Origin of the sequence: Mycobacterium cookii (assembly GCF_010727945.1) — a bacterium.
GTDB classification, from domain to species: Bacteria; Actinomycetota; Actinomycetes; order Mycobacteriales; family Mycobacteriaceae; genus Mycobacterium; species Mycobacterium cookii.
This window is the reverse complement of sequence record NZ_AP022569.1, coordinates 4,728,604-4,745,239: the sequence shown is the minus strand read 5'-3', so window position 1 is coordinate 4,745,239 and position 16,636 is coordinate 4,728,604. Positions and strand designations below refer to the sequence as shown.

The following is a 16,636-nucleotide window of genomic DNA, read 5'->3' as shown; positions in this document are numbered from 1 at the left end:
ACAAATAGCGCACGTTGCGGAGTGCTTGCCGGGCTGTGAGTTATCCACCTGGCGGGTCGGGGGCAGTGGAGTTGGATGAAATGCCCCGGCGGTCTCACACTTCGCCGCCGTCGTTGGCGCCCGACTCAGCGCAGCAGCGCGCGGCTCATCACCACGCGTTGAATTTGGTTGGTGCCCTCATAGATCTGGGTGATCTTGGCGTCACGCATGAACCGCTCCACCGGGAAGTCGGTGGTGTAGCCGGCGCCGCCGAACAGTTGCACAGCGTCGGTGGTGACTTCCATCGCCACGTCGGAGGCGAAGCACTTCGACGCCGCCGAGATGAAGCCCAGGTTGGATTCGCCGCGCTCGGCGCGGGCAGCGGCGCTGTAGACCATCAGCCGCGCAGCCTCGACCTTCATCGCCATGTCGGCCAGCATGAACTGGACGGCCTGGAACGAGCTGATCGACTCGCCAAATTGCTTGCGGTCCTTGGTGTACGCGATCGCGGCGTCGACCGCACCCTGAGCGATGCCGACGGCTTGGGCGCCGATCGTCGGGCGGGTGTGGTCCAGCGTTGCCAACGCGGTCTTGAAACCGGTGCCGGGCTCGCCGATGATCCGGTCGCCGGGAATCCGGCAGTTCTCGAAATACAGCTCGGTGGTCGGTGAGCCCTTGATGCCCAACTTCTTCTCTTTGGGCCCGACCGAGAATCCTTCGTCGTCCTTGTGCACGACGAACGCCGAGATCCCGTTGGCGCCCTTGTCCGGATCGGTCACCGCCATCACCGTGTACCAGGTCGACTTGCCGCCGTTGGTGATCCAGCATTTGCTGCCGTTGAGGATCCAGTCGTCGCCGTCGGCCTTGGCCCGGGTCCGCATCGACGCGGCGTCGCTACCGGCCTCCCGCTCGCTCAACGCATACGACGCCATCGCCTCGCCGGAAGCCAGGGTCGGCAGCACCTGCTTCTTCAACTCCTCCGAGCCGCGCAGGATCAGGCCCATCGTGCCCAGCTTGTTGACCGCCGGGATCAGCGACGCGGACGCGTCGACGCGCGCCACCTCCTCGATGACGATGCACGCCGCGACCGAGTCCGCGCCCTGCCCGCCGTACTCCTCGGGAACGTGCACGGCGTTGAAGCCCGACGCGTTCAGTGCCGAGAGCGCCTCGTCGGGAAAGCGTGGCTGTTCGTCCACCTCCGCGGCGTACGGGGCGATCTCCTTCTCCGCCAGCGCGCGGATCGCGGCCCGCAGCTCGTCATGCTCCTCAGGCAGCTTGAACAGATCGAACGACGAATCTCCGCCCCACTGAGCCATGGTGGCCTCCTTGTCTATCGCTGAGCTACTGGCCAGTAACTTTACCGTGACGCTGCTTGAGAGCCGAATCCTTGGCCAGCACCGACTCTGCCAGCCCCTCCTGAAATGCGACGATCCGGCTGCGTAGCGCCAGGTCGGACACCGCCAGGATGCGCACCGCGAGCAGCCCCGCGTTGCGGGCGCCGCCGATCGACACCGTGGCCACCGGCACGCCGGCGGGCATCTGTGCGATCGACAGCAGCGAATCCAGGCCGTCCAGCTTCGCCAGCGGCACCGGAACCCCGATCACCGGCAGCGGCGTGGCTGAGGCCACCATGCCGGGCAGGTGCGCGGCGCCGCCGGCACCGGCGATGATCACCTCGATACCGCGGTCGGCGGCCTCACGCGCGTAGTCAAGCATCCGTTGCGGAGTGCGATGCGCCGAATAGACACCGATCTCGTGGGTGACGTCGAACTCGGCGAGCGCCTCGGCGGCGTCGGCCATCACCGACCAGTCGCTGTCGCTGCCCATGATCACCCCTACGCGTGCGCTAGTCATCTGCGCCGCTCCTCCTCATCGCTGCGCTATGCATCGTCGCCGGCGCGGGGCAGTTGAGTCATGTGTGCGGGTCCCATCCGTCCGTCCACTCACCGTGTGACAACCAGTGTGCCGCCCGTTCGCCGCGTTCACGCAGACTCGCGAGGTCCGCACCGAGAAAGTTGATGTGCCCGATCTTGCGGCCTGGTCGCTCTTCCTTGCCGTACAGGTGGACCCGGGCGTCGGGCATCCGCGCGAACAGGTGGTGCAGCCGCTCGTCGAGGGTCATCGCCGGCGTTTCGGCGGCGCCCAGCACGTTGGCCATCACCGTGACCGGCGCGATGGCGTCGGTGTCGCCGAGTGGGTAGTCCAGCACCGCGCGCAGATGCTGCTCGAACTGACTGGTCCGCGATCCGTCCATGGTCCAGTGGCCCGAGTTGTGCGGGCGCATCGCCAACTCGTTGACCAGCAGTTCGCCATCCGCCGTCTCGAAGAACTCGACGGCCAAGACCCCGACGACGCCGAGTTCGGCGGCCAACCGCAGCGCCAGCTGCTGGGCCGCGGCGGCGGCGTCCTCGCTCAGCGACGGCGCCGGGGCGATCACTTGCACGCAGATCCCGTCCCGTTGCACCGTCTCAACCACCGGCCAGGCCGCCCCCTGCCCGAACGGCGACCGGGCCACCAGCGCGGCGAGCTCGCGACGCATCGCGACCCGCTCCTCGACCAGAACCGGTACCCCGGAATCCAAATACTGACCTGCGATCTCGCGGGCGTGGGCTTCATCGGCGGCCATCTGTACCCCGCGGCCGTCGTAGCCGCCACGAGCGGCTTTGACCACGATGGGGCCGTCGACCTGTCGGGCGAACTCATCGACGTCCTCGCGGCTTTCGACGGCTGCGTAACGCGGCACCCGGGCGCCGAGCGCATCCAGTCGTCGCCGCATCACGAGTTTGTCCTGAGCGTGCACCAGGGCCTCCGGCGGCGGCGCGACGTTGACGCCCTCGGCGACCAGCTTTTGCAGCAGCTCAGTAGGCACGTGCTCGTGGTCGAAGGTCAGCGCGTCGGCCCCGGCGGCAACCCGGCGTAGCGCGTCGAGGTCGGTGTGCGAGCCGATCACCACGTCGGGGCTGACCTGGGCGGCGGGATCGGTGGCATCGGCGGCCAGCACCCGCAGGCTCTGGCCGAGCGCGATCGCCGACTGGTGGGTCATCCGCGCGAGCTGACCACCGCCGACCATGGCGACGACGGGATGATTGGAATGGAGGGAAGTCGCGGGTGGCACGGCCATCATCGTTCCATGGCGTCTGAACGGGCCGTTTATCGGCGCTGACACAGTCACAGAGCACCCTTAGACAGCAATACGTAGACTGCGACATTGTGTCCTTTGCCGATGCCACGATCGCCCGACTGCCGGGGCCGCTGCGCCCCTTCGCCGAGCGCCATCACGAGCTGATCAAGTTCGCGATCGTCGGCGCGACCACGTTCGTCATCGATTCGACGATCTTCTACACCCTCAAGCTGACCATCCTGGAGCCCAAGCCGGTGACCGCCAAGGTCATCGCCGGCATCGTCGCGGTGATCGCGTCCTACATCCTCAACAGGGAATGGAGCTTCCGGGACCGAGGCGGACGGGAACGTCACCACGAGGCGTTGCTGTTCTTCGCGTTCAGCGGCGTCGGCGTGCTGCTGAGCATGGCGCCGTTGTGGGTTTCCAGCTACATGCTGCAACTGCGGGTGCCCTCGGTTTCGTTGACGGTGGAGAACATCGCCGACTTCGTCTCGGCCTACGTAGTCGGCAACCTGCTGCAGATGGCGTTCCGCTTCTGGGCGTTCCGGCGCTGGGTGTTCCCCGACGAAGCAGCCCGCAGCGGCGACAAGGCGCTGGAGTCGACGCTGACGGCCGGCGGGATCGCCGAAGTCTTCGAGGACGTCGAAGAGAGCGGCACCGTCACCCTGCTGGGCGCCTGGCGGGCGCGCCGCAACCGAGCAGATCAGCTCGGCGACTCCTCGGATCCGAGGGTGTCAAAAACCTCGTGATACAGCAGCGCGTGGACCTGCTCCACGCGCGGAATGTCGTAGAACTCCAACGGATCTTGTGACGCGGACTCGACGATCAGCGTCCCGGTCCGCAATATCCGGTCGATGAGCCGGTGCCGGAATTCGACGCTGTTGATCCGGGCCAACGGGATGTCGATACCGCTGCGGCTCAGCACGCCGTGCCGGAACATCACCCGCCGGTCGGTGATGACGAAGTGTGTTGTGAGCCAGTTCAAGAAGGGCCACAGCGTCAGCCAGCCGATGAGCACCAGCCAAATCGCACCGATGACCCAGAAGACGACCCGCTTGGCAGTCGGGTCCCAGGTGGCGTTGCCGACGACCGCGCAACCGAACGACGCCGCCGCGCTGCCCAGGATCAGAACCGTCACCGGCCAGAAAAGTCGCTTCCAGTGCGGATGGCGATGCAGCACTACCTGCTCGTCACCGGCCAGTACCTTGTCGGGGTAGCCCACGCTGGCACTTTAGACGCTGGGACGCAGATGCGTGACGTCTCCGGCCGAGATCGACACCGTCTCACCACCGGTGTCGACGCACAACCGCCCCGTCTCGTCGATGTCGCGGGCGACGCCGACCACCTCCCTGCCACCGGGCAAGGTGGCCTTCACCCGAGCATTGAGCGTCACGCTGTAATGCTGATAGTCGGCGACCAGCGCAGCATCGGCTCCCCCCGCCGTGCGCCACGCGTCGATTCGATGCGCCAATTCGCGAAGTATCCTGCGCGCCAACGCAGTTCGATCGGTCGCCGATGACCCCTGCGTCAGCAGCGAGGTGGCGACCGGGTCGGGCGCTTCGTCGGCGGTGAGCGTGACGTTGAGACCCAGGCCGAGCACGATCGCCGACGTCGGGGCGGCGACCTCGGCGAGGATGCCGGCGAGCTTGCCGCCGTTTGCCAACACGTCGTTGGGCCACTTCAAGCCGACCTTGACGCCGCCGACCGCGGTGAGCGCGTCGGCCACCGCCACACCGGCGGCCAGCGGTAACCATCCCCAGCTCGACCGTGGCACCGACCTGCCGCCGACCCCGACCGACAATGCGAGCTGTGCCCGCGGCGGCGCCGACCAGTGCCTGCCGTGCCGTCCGCGGCCGGCGTTCTGATACTCGGCCAGCAGCACCGATCCGTCGATGTCGGCTCCGCCTTCGGCCCGGGCAATCAAATCAGCGTTGGTGGAACCGGTTTCGGCGACGACGTCGAGATCGCGCCACGGCAGGCCGGGCCCGACCAATCCGTCGCGTAACACTTCCGGGTCCAGCGGCACTCTGAGTGTGTCAACGTCCATCGACTCAGCCTAAGGCTGTGTTCGTGGAAGACCTAGGGACTTCCGTCACTGACATTGGCATCGTCCAATTCCTTTGGCCGAAAGGCCATTTCACCCGTCTGCCGCGCAGCAGTCGCGTCGTCCGCCGCACCGGCCACGGCAATCCGGTTGCCGCCATTGCGTTTCGCCGCATACATCGTTTCGTCGGCGCAGGCGTGAATGGCCTCGAACTCCGCGAGGCTGCCGATCGGTCCGGCGGCAACCCCGACGCTGGCGGTGGCTTTGGGTGTGTCGGGCGCTTCGATCGCGGCGCGAACGCTCTCGGCTATCGCCGCTGCGGCCGGCAGTGTCATCAGGTCGAGAACCACGAACTCCTCCCCGCCGACCCGCGCGACGAAGGCCGACGGGCCAGCCGCGGCGCGGATCTGTTCGGCGGTGCGGGCGATGACGGCGTCGCCGATCTTGTGACCGTAGATGTCGTTGATGTTCTTGAACCCGTCCAGGTCGATAACCAAGACACACAGCGGCTCGGTCGACGAGGTCAGCGTGTCGAGCCTGCTGGCCAAGTAGTTGGCCAACCCGCGCCGGTTGGCCAACTCGGTGAGCGGATCGGTGAGCGATTCGATCGAGTTGCTGCGTATCAGCCAGAAGCCGAACTGGATGGGCGGGAAGATCGCGGCGGTCACCATCAGCGCGATCAGCGCCTTGGCGATCGCGACCGCCACCGCGTCGGGACGATCGGACAGCGCCAGCCATGTCGCTGCGGTCAGGATCGTGACCGCGGCGAACGCCATATGTGCGGCGATGGCACGGGGACCGTAGAAAAACACGATGGAGGCACCTGGCAATGCGAACAGCGGGGTGGTGCTCAGCGCCGCCAGCGGGTCGGCGTGCAAACCCGTCGCGATCGCGATGCCGATGTCGGCGAGGGCAAACAGGACGCCCGCTTGCCGGGCGCTCGGCCACGGGAAAAACCACCAGAAAATCACCCAGCCGACGGCATTCGCCAGCATCCAGAACACCACCGCGTGGCTCAACCAGTGCGGGTGGACGAGGTCTTCGAAGAACAGGCAGAGCGTGGCGAGCGCGGTGGCCACGCCTCCGGCGACGACTCCCGCCCGTAACGCGGGCATCAGACCGCGCCGCCGGTAGAACTCGACCACCCATGAGTAGTCGCCCGGCTCGGTCCACCACTGTCGCACCAGGCGTGAGCTATCCGACCTCACCACGTCTGATCCTCCGGCCCCCCTGGTCCCGTCAGGACAATCAAGGTGTAAGTGAGGAAGATTACCTGCCTGTGGGCGAGCCAAACAAAGTTCGTTCGCGAGACACGCAGACGGCGACGGCCTGATGCGGTTGCAAACTTAAGAGGCGGTTAAGCTCGGTCCCTATGACGAGCACTTCCGAGACCCACGTCGAGGCACAGGCCGAGCACGATATCGACATCCACACCACCGCGGGCAAGCTCGCCGAACTGCGCAAGCGCAGCACCGAGGCCCTGCACCCGGTCGGTGAGGCCGCCGTCGAAAGGGTGCATGAGAAGGGCAAACTGACTGCGCGCGAGCGCATTACCGCGCTGCTGGACGAGGGTTCGTTTGTGGAGCTCGACGCCCTGGCCCGGCACCGCAGCACCAACTTCGGACTGGACAAGAATCGCCCGCTTGGCGACGGTGTCGTCACCGGTTACGGCACCATCGACGGCCGCGACGTCTGCGTCTTCAGCCAGGACGCCACGGTGTTCGGCGGCAGCCTCGGTGAGGTCTACGGCGAAAAGATCGTCAAGGTGCAGGAGTTGGCGATCAAGACCGGCCGCCCGCTGATCGGCATCAACGACGGCGCCGGCGCCCGCATCCAGGAGGGTGTGGTCTCGCTCGGCCTGTACAGCTCGATTTTCCGGAACAACATCTTGGCTTCCGGCGTCATCCCGCAGATCTCGCTGATCATGGGTGCCGCCGCGGGTGGCCACGTCTACTCGCCGGCGCTGACCGACTTCGTGGTGATGGTCGACCAGACCAGCCAGATGTTCATCACCGGCCCCGACGTCATCAAGACCGTCACCGGCGAAGACGTGACGATGGAGGAGTTGGGCGGTGCGCACACGCACATGGCCAAGTCCGGCACGGTGCATTACGTCGCCTCGGGCGAGCAGGACGCGCTCGACTATGTGCGCGATCTGCTGAGCTACCTGCCGCCCAACAACTTCACTGATGCGCCGAAGCTGCCGTTCCCCCTGCCAGAGGGCGCGATCGAGGACAACCTGACCGAAGAGGACCTCGAACTCGACACGCTGATCCCGGATTCGGCGAACCAGCCCTACGACATGCACGAGGTGATCAGGCGAATCCTCGACGACGACGAGTTCCTGGAGATCCAGGAGGGTTACGCACAGAACATCGTCGTCGGGTTCGGACGCATCGAAGGACGGCCGGTCGGGATCGTCGCCAATCAGCCCACCCAGTTCGCCGGCTGCCTGGACATCAAGGCCTCCGAGAAGGCGGCACGCTTCGTGCGGACCTGCGACTGCTTCAACATCCCGGTGGTGATGCTGGTCGACGTGCCGGGCTTCCTGCCGGGCACCGGCCAGGAATACGACGGCATCATCCGGCGCGGCGCCAAGCTGCTCTACGCCTACGGCGAAGCCACCGTTCCCAAGATCACCGTCATCACCCGCAAGGCCTACGGCGGCGCCTACTGCGTCATGGGCTCCAAGGACATGGGTTGCGACGTCAATGTCGCCTGGCCGACCGCCCAGATCGCGGTCATGGGCGCTTCCGGCGCCGTCGGCTTCGTCTACCGCCAGCAGCTCAAGGAAGCCGCCAAAGACGGCAAGGACGTCGACGCACTCCGCTTGGATCTGCAGCGGGAGTACGAGGACACGCTGGTCAACCCGTACATCGCCGCCGAGCGCGGTTACGTCGACGCGGTGATCCCGCCGTCGCACACCCGCGGCTACATCGGCAACGCCCTGCGGCTGTTGGAGCGCAAGATCGCGCAGACGCCGCCCAAGAAGCACGGGAACATTCCCCTGTGAGTCGAGTGAGCGGAACGAACGCAGTGAGTGACGGGAACGAGACGAACGATTCAGGCCCTGTGAGTCGAGTGAGCGGAACGAACGCAGTGAGTGACGGGAACGAGACGAACGATTCAGGCCCTGTGAGTCGAGTGAGCGGAACGAACGCAGTGAGTGACGGGAACGAGACGAACGATTCAGGCCCTGTGAGTCGAGTGAGCGGAACGAACGCAGTGAGTGACGGGAACGAGACGAACGATTCAGGCCCTGTGAGTCGAGTGAGCGGAACGAACGCAGTGAGTGACGGGAACGAGACGAACGATTCGAGCCCTGTGACCGACGAATCGCACGAACCGGCACCGGTCGAAGTCGAGGCGCAAGAGCCGGTCATCCACGTGCTGAAGGGCGAGCCGACCGCCGAGGATTTGGCTGCGCTGGTCGCGGTGCTGGGCGCCGCCAGTGGCGCCGGCGGTGAACCGGCACCGGCGGAGATCACCCGCTGGGGCCTGCCCGTCGACAACCTTCGCTTCGGGCCCTTCAGCTGGCAGAAGATCACCCTGCTGGAACGGACCCACATGCGCCGATGACGAGGCAGAGCGAAGCGATGTTGAGGAATGGCGCCATCCAACCCAGCCGATGACGAGGCAGAGCGAAGCGATGTTGAGGAATGGCGCCATCCAACCCAGCCGATGACGCGCCTGGTCCTCGGGTCCGCATCGGCAGGTCGGCGACGAGTCCTGCGACAGGCCGGCATCGATCCGCTGGTCGTCGTCTCCGGCGTCGACGAGGATGCCGTCATCGCCGCGTTGGGCCCGGACGCCGCTCCCACTGACGTCGTCTGCAGCCTCGCCGAAGCCAAAGCCGACCAGGTCGCAACCGTCCTGGAACCCGTCGTCGCCGCGAATTGCGTTGTCATCGGCTGTGATTCGATGCTCTATCTCGACGGTCAGCTGGTCGGCAAGCCGGCATCCGCCGACGCGGCGCACGACCAGTGGCAGGCGATGGCAGGCAGGTTCGGCGAGCTGCACACCGGGCACTGCGTGCTGCGACTCCTCGACGGCCACGCTCAACGCGTCGTCGAATCATCCTCTACCACAGTCCATTTCGCCGATCCCGTGGCAGCGGACCTGCAGGCATACCTCGACACCGGTGAACCGCTCGCCGTCGCAGGCGCCTTCACGCTGGACGGTTTCGGCGGCTGGTTCGTCGACCGGATCGAGGGCGACCCGTCCAATGTCATCGGCCTGAGCCTGCCGCTGACCCGGACCATGCTGGACAAAGTCGGGCTGTCGGTGGCCGCGATGTGGGCCGCCAATCCGGTCAGCTCGTGACCGGCGGCCCGCTGATCGTTAGGTAGGCTCGCGGTGTGTCCTTACCAGCAGATCCCAGCCCCGCGCTGAGCGCCTACGCCCACCCGGAACGACTGGTGACGTCCGATTGGCTGGCCGGCAACCTGGGCCGGCCCGGGCTGGCCATCGTCGAGTCCGACGAAGACGTCCTGCTCTACGACGTAGGCCACATCCCCGGGGCGGTCAAAATCGACTGGCACACCGACCTCAACGACCCGCGGGTGCGCGACTATATCGACGGCAAGCAATTCGCCGAATTGATGGACCGCAAAGGCATTTCGCGTGATGACACCGTGGTGATCTACGGCGACAAGAGCAACTGGTGGGCCGCCTACGCGCTGTGGGTGTTCACCCTGTTCGGTCACCCGGACGTGCGACTGCTCAACGGCGGACGCGACTTGTGGATTCACGACGGCCGGGACACCACGCTGGATGTCCCCGCCAAGGCGTCGTCGGGATATCCCGTCGTGCAGCGCAACGACGCACCGATCCGCGCGTACAAGGACGAGGTGCTGGCCGCCCTGGGCACCGGTCCGCTGATCGATGTGCGGTCGCCCGACGAATACACCGGCAAGCGCACCCACATGCCCGACTACCCCGAGGAAGGCGCGCTGCGCGCCGGGCACATCCCCTCGGCGGTGTCGATTCCATGGGGCAAGGCCGCCGATGACAGCGGGCGCTTCCGCAGCCGCGACGAGCTCGAAAAGCTGTACGGCTTTATCGAGCCCGACGACAAGACGATCGTGTACTGCCGGATCGGCGAGCGGTCCAGCCACACCTGGTTCGTGCTGACCCATCTGCTCGGCATCCCCGGCGTACGCAACTACGACGGCTCGTGGACCGAATGGGGTAACGCCGTGCGGGTGCCGATCGTCGCCGGCGAGAACCCGGGAGCCGTCCCCGCCTGATGACCATGCCCGCGCCGTTGGCCGAAGTCGTCTCCGACTTCGGCGAAGTCCAGGGTCAGGACAAGCTCAAGTTGCTGCTGGAGTTCGCCGACGACCTGCCCGCGTTACCCGCCGATCTCGAAGAAGCGGCGATGGAGCCGGTCCCCGAATGTCAGTCGCCGTTGTTCCTGCACGTCGACGCCGACAACCCGGACCGGGTGCGGCTGTATTTCAGCGCCCCCGCCGAAGCGCCGACCACGCGCGGTTTCGCGTCGATCCTCGCCGCCGGGCTGGACGAACAGCCCGCCGCCGACATCCTGGCCGTGCCCGAGGACTTCTACGCCGATCTTGGTCTGGCGGAGTTGATCAGCCCGCTGCGGCTGCGTGGCATGTCGGCGATGCTGGCCCGGATCAAGCGCCGAGTGCGTGACGCCCCCGAGAACTCAGCGAAGTAGACACCGGGTCTCGTCGCTTGCGGCGCGGCGCTTAAACTTCCCCCGATAAGACTTGTAAGAATTTCTCTTAGACATCCGAAAAGTGTTCAGCTCTACAGGAGGCGCTGTGGCCAGTCACGCCAGCTCGACGATCTCGAAGGTACTTGTCGCCAACCGCGGTGAGATCGCGGTGCGGGTCATCCGCGCGGCCAAGGACGCGGGACTGCCCAGCGTGGCGGTGTACGCCGAACCCGACGCAGACGCCCCACACGTGAAGCTCGCGGACGAGGCCTTCGCGCTCGGCGGCCAGACCTCCGCGGAGTCCTACCTGGACTTCGGCAAGCTGCTGGAGGCCGCCGAGAAGTCCGGAGCCAACGCGATCCACCCCGGCTACGGCTTCCTGTCGGAAAACGCCGACTTCGCCCAGGCCGTGATCGACGCCGGCCTGATCTGGATCGGGCCGAGCCCGCAGTCGATCCGCGATCTCGGTGACAAGGTCACCGCGCGGCACATCGCCGCCCGTGCACAAGCCCCGCTGGTGCCCGGTACCCCCGACCCGGTGAAGGACGCCGACGAGGTGGTCGCCTTCGCCAAGGAGTACGGCGTGCCTATCGCGATCAAGGCGGCCTTCGGCGGTGGTGGCCGCGGCATGAAGGTGGCCCGCACCATCGAGGAGATCCCGGAGCTGTTCGAGTCGGCGACCCGCGAGGCGGTCGCGGCGTTCGGCCGCGGCGAATGCTTCGTCGAGCGCTACCTGGACAAGCCTCGGCACGTCGAGGCGCAGGTGATCGCCGACCAGCACGGCAACGTGATCGTCGCGGGCACCCGTGACTGCTCCCTGCAGCGCCGCTTCCAGAAGCTCGTCGAGGAGGCGCCCGCGCCGTTCCTGACCGATGCGCAGCGCAAGGAGATCCACGAATCCGCCAAGCGGATCTGCAAGGAGGCGCACTACTACGGCGCCGGGACTGTCGAATACCTGGTGGGCCAGGACGGGCTGATCTCGTTCCTCGAAGTCAACACCCGCCTGCAGGTCGAGCACCCGGTCACCGAGGAGACCGCGGGCATCGACCTGGTGTTGCAGCAGTTCAAGATCGCCAATGGCGAGAAGCTGGACTTCACCGAGGACCCGACTCCCCGCGGGCACGCCATCGAATTCCGGATCAACGGCGAGGACGCCGGCCGCGGCTTCCTGCCCGCTCCGGGCCCGGTCACCCGGTACGAGACGCCCAGCGGCCCCGGTGTGCGGCTGGACTCCGGCGTTGAGGCCGGTTCGGTCATCGGGGGTCAGTTCGACTCGATGCTGGCCAAGCTGATCGTGTACGGCGCCACCCGCGAGGAGGCACTGGCCCGGTCGCGCCGCGCGCTGGACGAGTTCCACGTCGAGGGTCTGGCAACCGTCATCCCGTTCCACCGCGCCGTGGTGTCCGACCCGGCATTCATCGGCGACGACGACGGCTTCACCGTGCACACCCGCTGGATCGAGACCGAGTGGGACAACACGATCGAACCCTTCACCGCCGGCGAACCCCTCGACGAGGACGAAGCGCTGCCACGGCAGAGGGTCGTCGTGGAGGTCGGCGGCCGGCGGCTCGAGGTGTCGCTGCCCGGTGACTTGGCGCTGGGCAACGGCGCCGCGACGACCGACGCGGTCGGCGTCATCCGCAAGAAGCCGAAGCCGCGCAAACGTGGTGCGCATGGTGGCGCCGCAGCGTCCGGCGACGCCGTGACCGCACCGATGCAGGGCACCGTGGTCAAGGTTGCCGTCGAGGAGGGACAAGAGGTCTCGACCGGCGACCTGGTCGTGGTCCTGGAAGCGATGAAGATGGAAAACCCGGTCACCGCTCACAAGGACGGCGTCATCACCGGGCTTGCCGTCGAGACCGGCGCCGCCATCACCCAGGGCACGGTGCTCGCCGAGATCAAGTAGCGGGTCTTCCCATCGATCCCGTCGAGATCAACGCCGGGCAGTGGTATCTGCGGGCGTTGCGGGCCGACAGCCGCATCGACGACCGTCCCGCGCTGGCCGATCTCGGCGTGACCGACCCCGACCATGTGGCGCGTAGCGCCAAGGCCTGGTCCGCGGACACCGGCTATTCGTGGGCGGTTTGTGACGTGACGACGGGCGAGTTGCTGGCCGAAGTGACGCTGGACCCGGCGACCGGACAGATCGTGGACCGGGCACGTGACGGGCACCTCGACGCGGCCACCGCCGCCGTCGATTCGGTCCGGAGGTTCGCTGCGGTAGTTGTTGTGCCAGAACGGGATTCGTGACCAAGTCGTTGACCAGGCTTTCCGGGAAAGGCTCTCATCCGTTGTAGGGCCATTGATGACGGAGTAGTCTTTCGATGAGGTTGAGTTAACAGCCGCTCGGAACAGCGTTAATTGACGCAGGGGGAGGCTCGTTTCCCCGGTTTCTCCTCGCGCGCGGCACCCTTCCGCTTGACGTGATCCACAGATTGCTTGTCGACTGATGGAGTCACTTGATGTCTTCTATGAGCACGTCGCCGACTGAAATCGGCGACTCGCACCCGCCTCCCGCTTGGGAGAACCACTCGGCGCGTTTCACCGCGGAGTCGAACTCGTCCGGCGTCGTGATCATCGCGCACGGCGAGCTCGACGCCTCCAACGCCAGCCAGCTGGCCGACTATGTCGAACATTGCATCGCTGCGTCCACGGCGGCGGTAGTGGACCTGAGTGGCCTGGAATTCTTTGGGACGGCAGGCTTTTCGGCGTTACACCTGATCAACGTCAGATGCGCCGGCGCCAAACAGCGCTGGGCCGTGGTGCCGAGCAAGGCCGTGTCGCGGCTACTGCGGATCTGCGACCCCGACAACACGCTGCCCCTGGTCGAGTCGGTGGCCGCATTCCGCAACACCGACGGCGACGACCCCAACCCGAATCGGTTATTCCAGCTCGTCCCGTAGTCGCGCCAGCGACTTTGCGAGTAGGCGCGAGACGTGCATTTGTGAGATGCCGACGCGCTCGGCGATCTGGGTCTGCGTCATCGAATCGAAGAACCGCAGCACCAGCACGGTGCGCTCCCGCTCGGGCAGCCCTTCCAGCAGGGGACGCAACGCCTCACGGTTCTCGATGCGTTCCAGACCGGTGTCGACGTCGCCGAGCGTGTCGGCGATAGCCCGCGCTTCCTCGTCTCCGCTGCTGCCGCCGCTGTCGATGGACAAGGTGTTATAGGAGCTGCCTGCCACCAGGCCTTCGATGACCTCGGTGCGGTCCATGTCGAGTTCCGCGGCGAGCTCGGTCGCGGTCGGCGCCCGACCCAGCCGCTGCGACAGATCGGCGGTCGCCGCGCCGAGTCGCAAGTGCAACTCTTTCAGCCGCCGCGGAACCTTGACCGACCAGCTGTTGTCCCGAAAATGCCGGCGAACCTCGCCCATGACGGTGGGCACCGCGAACGAGACGAAGTCCGAGCCGGTCTCCACGTCGAACCGGGCGACGGCGTTGACCAGGCCGACACGCGCAACCTGAACCAGGTCGTCGCGTGGTTCGCCACGGCCCTCGAAACGGCGCGCGATGTGATCGGCCAGCGGCAGGCAGCGCTCGACGATCTTGTCGCGATGACGCTGGAAGTCCGATGAGTCGGCATCGAGAGTCGCCAACTCACGGAACATGTCGGGAACGTCGGCGTATTCGTTGGGACGAGATGACGAACTGCCGACAGCTCGCGGTGTCACCTGCGAGAGCCCGCCCGTCGGGTGGTCAGCGTGACACCGAAGACGCCGTTGCCGTCAGGCCCACCGTCCTGAAAAGTCTGCACGTCGTCGGTGAGCGACGTCAGCACATGCCAGCTGAAGCTGCCCGGCGTAACGACGTCGTAGTGCGCACACGTCGTCGACGCCTCGACTTTCAGCTCGTCGTCGTGCGGGTCGACCACGATCGCCAGCGTGGCGTCTGGGACGGCTGAGCGAATCAACCGAGTACAGACCTCGTCGACCGCGAGGCGCAGATCGGCGACCGCATCGAAATCGAGATCCTCGAACGTCCCCACTGCCCCGACCAATGTCCGCAACACCGCCAGGTTCTCCAGCTTGGCCGCCACGCGCAATTCGATGGCGCGTTCACCGCGTTGCTGATCCTTCTTCGGCTTTGCGGCAACGGTCATGGGGCCTCCCTGCATAGTTCGACCGACATTACCCTTGCGTTCGAGCTGGTTAGTCATCATCGCCGCCGGGTATGCCAGCTGCCATTGACGCGCGGGAGGCAGCGGAAATCCAGCGCACACGCCGAACTCGGCGCATTGCGCTGATCGCCGTTCTCACTTTCGCCGTCCTCGTCTTGATCGCAGTGGGCATCTATGTCATCGCATTTGTGGTGCTGCCTCCCATGGCCGGGTGACAGATGGGCCATGGGTATCAGTCATAGCCCTACAGCAGATACCCACTGGCGACGAGAAATAACACTAGTTCACGCGGCCAGCACGGGCCCGGCGATCGGAGCCCCCATGACGAGTGTCACGAACATCAGGATCATCAGAAACCATCCGGTTCCCTGCCAAGCCCACCACGTTTCGTTGTCGCGCCACGTGCGGTAGGTGCGGACGAAGGCCCAGCAGCCGGCGGCGAGCAGGATGACCGGTGCGCCAAACGCCAGGAGCGTCAGCTGAGGCGCACCACAGGCGACGGTGTCGACAGACATCGCACCCTTGCAGGTGCTGTCCCACACCGCGGCCACGACCAGATAGGCGATGCCGGCGGCCGCGGCCAGCACGGCGAACCGGATTGCTGCGTGTACTTGGTTGTCGTCAGGCTCGAGGCGTTCGCCGGGTGAGCGGTGCTGTTGTGTCTGCATCGGGGAACCTCTATCGCTGCCACGCGCGATTAGTTGCGCTGACTCCATTTACCCCTGCTACGCAGCAGTTAAACGAATCGGGCGCGGAGCGGGTGGCCCGTCCACTCCAGGCGCGGCGCGCTCACAGTCCCGGCACGCGGTTTTGCTCGCCGCGCCTACCGGGGCGGTCCTTCGCGGCGCCCACGATTTCGCTGCTTTGCCGACCATGCAGCTAGAGGGGTGATCAATGCTTAACGGCCGATGTGTCGCCAGCGTCGGGCGCCGGCGAAGACGGCGGTAATTCGAAGTTTGCAGGCGCTTCGGCGGAGTTGACGGCCTCCGTGCAGCATCGACCAGTACCATCTGGTCTATGCGAACTCCCCGGCGCCGGTTGTCTCCGGAGGACCGCCGCGCCGAGTTGCTGGCACTGGGCGCGGAAGTCTTCGGTCAACGGCCCTACGACGAGGTCCGGATCGACGAGATCGCCGAGCGGGCCGGTGTGTCACGAGCGCTGATGTACCACTACTTTCCCGACAAGCGGGCCTTCTTCGCCGCCGTCGTCAAGGGTCAGGCCGACCAGCTGTTCGAGACCACCAACACCCCGCCCACGCCCGGCCAGAACCTCTTCGAGGAGGTCCGCGGCGGCGTGTTGGCCTACATGCAGTACCACCAGGAGCACCCGCACGCCGCCTGGGCGGCATACGTCGGGCTCGGTCGTTCCGACCCGGTCTTACTCGGCATCGATGATGAGGCCAAAGACCGCCAGATGGAACACATCATGAGTCGCATCATGGAAGTCGACGGATCGGGCAATCCGCTCGATCCCGAGGTCGAGCGCGACCTTCGGATCGTGGTCCACGCGTGGCTGGCACTGACCTTCGAGGTGTGCAGGCAGCGCATCATCCACCCGGAGACCGACGCCGGCCACCTCAGCGACACCTGCGCGCACGCGCTGCTGGATGCGATCATCCGGGTGAACAACATCCCCGACACATTGGCCAAGCCGATGGCGGACGACCAGCGGTAACAGCGCTTGTCACAGCCC

General features: G+C 66.3%; 20 protein-coding genes. 11 read left to right on the top strand and 9 right to left on the bottom strand.

The genetic code is table 11. The features are described from left to right. Positions 1-125: 125 nt before the first annotated feature. The 3 genes from G6N27_RS22285 to G6N27_RS22275 are packed head-to-tail and all read right to left on the bottom strand — an operon-like array spanning position 126 to position 3,103. A complete protein-coding gene (locus G6N27_RS22285; protein ID WP_163780206.1) occupies positions 126-1,295 on the bottom strand; it encodes an acyl-CoA dehydrogenase in 1,170 nt (389 codons plus the stop codon). Between the two features lie 25 nt (positions 1,296-1,320). Then, complete coding sequence (purE, locus tag G6N27_RS22280; protein WP_163780204.1) at positions 1,321-1,833, bottom strand: 5-(carboxyamino)imidazole ribonucleotide mutase; 513 nt, start codon at positions 1,831-1,833, stop codon at positions 1,321-1,323. A 58-nt stretch (positions 1,834-1,891) separates the two neighbouring features. After that, a complete protein-coding gene (locus G6N27_RS22275; protein ID WP_163780202.1) occupies positions 1,892-3,103 on the bottom strand; it encodes a 5-(carboxyamino)imidazole ribonucleotide synthase in 1,212 nt (403 codons plus the stop codon). An 86-nt stretch (positions 3,104-3,189) separates the two neighbouring features. Here G6N27_RS22275 and G6N27_RS22270 point away from each other — a divergent pair, with 86 nt between their 5' ends. Then, the gene (locus G6N27_RS22270) at positions 3,190-3,849 is read left to right on the top strand and encodes a GtrA family protein (RefSeq protein ID WP_179963320.1); all 660 of its coding nucleotides are present in this window, start codon (positions 3,190-3,192) and stop codon (positions 3,847-3,849) included. Here the strand turns inward: G6N27_RS22270 and G6N27_RS22265 are convergent. Genes G6N27_RS22265 through G6N27_RS22255 form a run of 3 tightly spaced genes read right to left on the bottom strand, consistent with a single transcriptional unit; the run spans position 3,804 to position 6,355 of the window. Further along, positions 3,804-4,322: a PH domain-containing protein gene (locus G6N27_RS22265; protein WP_163780200.1), complete on the bottom strand. Its 519-nt coding sequence runs from the start codon at positions 4,320-4,322 to the stop codon at positions 3,804-3,806. The two genes, G6N27_RS22270 and G6N27_RS22265, sit on opposite strands and share 46 nt — an antisense overlap. Before the next feature lie 9 nt (positions 4,323-4,331). Next, on the bottom strand, positions 4,332-5,147 hold the full coding sequence (locus G6N27_RS22260) for a biotin--[acetyl-CoA-carboxylase] ligase (protein WP_163780198.1): 816 nt from the start codon (positions 5,145-5,147) through the stop codon (positions 4,332-4,334). 32 nt (positions 5,148-5,179) lie between these two features. After that, complete coding sequence (locus G6N27_RS22255) at positions 5,180-6,355, bottom strand: GGDEF domain-containing protein (protein WP_163780196.1); 1,176 nt, start codon at positions 6,353-6,355, stop codon at positions 5,180-5,182. A gap of 161 nt (positions 6,356-6,516) precedes the next feature. On the opposite strand from G6N27_RS22255, the gene G6N27_RS22250 reads away from it, so the two are divergent. The 8 genes from G6N27_RS22250 to G6N27_RS22215 all read left to right on the top strand — a co-directional run bounded on the left by G6N27_RS22250 (position 6,517) and on the right by G6N27_RS22215 (position 13,730). Further along, positions 6,517-8,157: an acyl-CoA carboxylase subunit beta gene (locus G6N27_RS22250; RefSeq protein WP_163780193.1), complete on the top strand. Its 1,641-nt coding sequence runs from the start codon at positions 6,517-6,519 to the stop codon at positions 8,155-8,157. A 122-nt stretch (positions 8,158-8,279) separates the two neighbouring features. Further along, on the top strand, positions 8,280-8,723 hold the full coding sequence (locus G6N27_RS22245; protein ID WP_163782165.1) for an acyl-CoA carboxylase epsilon subunit: 444 nt from the start codon (positions 8,280-8,282) through the stop codon (positions 8,721-8,723). A gap of 102 nt (positions 8,724-8,825) precedes the next feature. Further along, positions 8,826-9,467: a Maf family protein gene (locus tag G6N27_RS22240; protein ID WP_163780191.1), complete on the top strand. Its 642-nt coding sequence runs from the start codon at positions 8,826-8,828 to the stop codon at positions 9,465-9,467. Positions 9,468-9,502: 35 nt separating this feature from the next. Further along, on the top strand, positions 9,503-10,393 hold the full coding sequence (locus G6N27_RS22235; RefSeq protein ID WP_163780189.1) for a sulfurtransferase: 891 nt from the start codon (positions 9,503-9,505) through the stop codon (positions 10,391-10,393). Further along, a complete protein-coding gene (locus tag G6N27_RS22230) occupies positions 10,393-10,827 on the top strand; it encodes a SufE family protein (protein WP_163780187.1) in 435 nt (144 codons plus the stop codon). The genes G6N27_RS22235 and G6N27_RS22230 overlap by 1 nt, the downstream gene beginning before the upstream one ends. Positions 10,828-10,933: 106 nt before the next feature. Next, complete coding sequence (locus G6N27_RS22225) at positions 10,934-12,733, top strand: acetyl/propionyl/methylcrotonyl-CoA carboxylase subunit alpha (protein WP_163780185.1); 1,800 nt, start codon at positions 10,934-10,936, stop codon at positions 12,731-12,733. 11 nt (positions 12,734-12,744) lie between these two features. Next, the gene (locus G6N27_RS22220; protein ID WP_163782163.1) at positions 12,745-13,077 is read left to right on the top strand and encodes a hypothetical protein; all 333 of its coding nucleotides are present in this window, start codon (positions 12,745-12,747) and stop codon (positions 13,075-13,077) included. A gap of 221 nt (positions 13,078-13,298) precedes the next feature. After that, the gene (locus tag G6N27_RS22215; RefSeq protein ID WP_163782161.1) at positions 13,299-13,730 is read left to right on the top strand and encodes an STAS domain-containing protein; all 432 of its coding nucleotides are present in this window, start codon (positions 13,299-13,301) and stop codon (positions 13,728-13,730) included. Here G6N27_RS22215 and G6N27_RS22210 read toward each other — a convergent pair. Together G6N27_RS22210 and G6N27_RS22205 are read right to left on the bottom strand one after the other, a co-directional pair. After that, complete coding sequence (locus G6N27_RS22210) at positions 13,710-14,498, bottom strand: RNA polymerase sigma factor SigF (RefSeq protein WP_163780183.1); 789 nt, start codon at positions 14,496-14,498, stop codon at positions 13,710-13,712. The two genes, G6N27_RS22215 and G6N27_RS22210, sit on opposite strands and share 21 nt — an antisense overlap. Continuing rightward, positions 14,495-14,926 (bottom strand): ATP-binding protein, encoded by a 432-nt coding sequence (locus G6N27_RS22205; protein WP_163780182.1) that lies wholly within the window; start codon positions 14,924-14,926, stop codon positions 14,495-14,497. The genes G6N27_RS22210 and G6N27_RS22205 overlap by 4 nt, the downstream gene beginning before the upstream one ends. Positions 14,927-14,997: 71 nt before the next feature. Here G6N27_RS22205 and G6N27_RS22200 point away from each other — a divergent pair, with 71 nt between their 5' ends. Beyond that, positions 14,998-15,159 (top strand): hypothetical protein, encoded by a 162-nt coding sequence (locus tag G6N27_RS22200; protein ID WP_163774194.1) that lies wholly within the window; start codon positions 14,998-15,000, stop codon positions 15,157-15,159. A gap of 69 nt (positions 15,160-15,228) precedes the next feature. Here the strand turns inward: G6N27_RS22200 and G6N27_RS22195 are convergent, their stop codons facing one another. Beyond that, positions 15,229-15,612, bottom strand: a complete 384-nt coding sequence (locus G6N27_RS22195; RefSeq protein ID WP_163780180.1) for a hypothetical protein — start codon at positions 15,610-15,612, stop codon at positions 15,229-15,231. 349 nt (positions 15,613-15,961) lie between these two features. Between G6N27_RS22195 and G6N27_RS22190 the strand changes: the two genes are divergently transcribed. Beyond that, the gene (locus G6N27_RS22190) at positions 15,962-16,618 is read left to right on the top strand and encodes a TetR/AcrR family transcriptional regulator (protein WP_163780177.1); all 657 of its coding nucleotides are present in this window, start codon (positions 15,962-15,964) and stop codon (positions 16,616-16,618) included. Positions 16,619-16,636 lie beyond the last annotated feature (18 nt).

Coding starts and splice junctions, on each gene's coding strand:
- G6N27_RS22275 (WP_163780202.1), bottom strand. CDS start 3,103: ATGATGGCCGTGCCACCCGCGACTTCCCTCCATTCCAATCATCCCGTC.
- G6N27_RS22285 (WP_163780206.1), bottom strand. CDS start 1,295: ATGGCTCAGTGGGGCGGAGATTCGTCGTTCGATCTGTTCAAGCTGCCT.
- G6N27_RS22260 (WP_163780198.1), bottom strand. CDS start 5,147: ATGGACGTTGACACACTCAGAGTGCCGCTGGACCCGGAAGTGTTACGC.
- G6N27_RS22250 (WP_163780193.1), top strand. CDS start 6,517: ATGACGAGCACTTCCGAGACCCACGTCGAGGCACAGGCCGAGCACGAT.
- G6N27_RS22205 (WP_163780182.1), bottom strand. CDS start 14,926: ATGACCGTTGCCGCAAAGCCGAAGAAGGATCAGCAACGCGGTGAACGC.
- G6N27_RS22240 (WP_163780191.1), top strand. CDS start 8,826: ATGACGCGCCTGGTCCTCGGGTCCGCATCGGCAGGTCGGCGACGAGTC.
- G6N27_RS22190 (WP_163780177.1), top strand. CDS start 15,962: ATGCGAACTCCCCGGCGCCGGTTGTCTCCGGAGGACCGCCGCGCCGAG.
- G6N27_RS22230 (WP_163780187.1), top strand. CDS start 10,393: ATGACCATGCCCGCGCCGTTGGCCGAAGTCGTCTCCGACTTCGGCGAA.
- G6N27_RS22215 (WP_163782161.1), top strand. CDS start 13,299: ATGAGCACGTCGCCGACTGAAATCGGCGACTCGCACCCGCCTCCCGCT.
- purE (WP_163780204.1), bottom strand. CDS start 1,833: ATGACTAGCGCACGCGTAGGGGTGATCATGGGCAGCGACAGCGACTGG.
- G6N27_RS22195 (WP_163780180.1), bottom strand. CDS start 15,612: ATGCAGACACAACAGCACCGCTCACCCGGCGAACGCCTCGAGCCTGAC.
- G6N27_RS22200 (WP_163774194.1), top strand. CDS start 14,998: ATGCCAGCTGCCATTGACGCGCGGGAGGCAGCGGAAATCCAGCGCACA.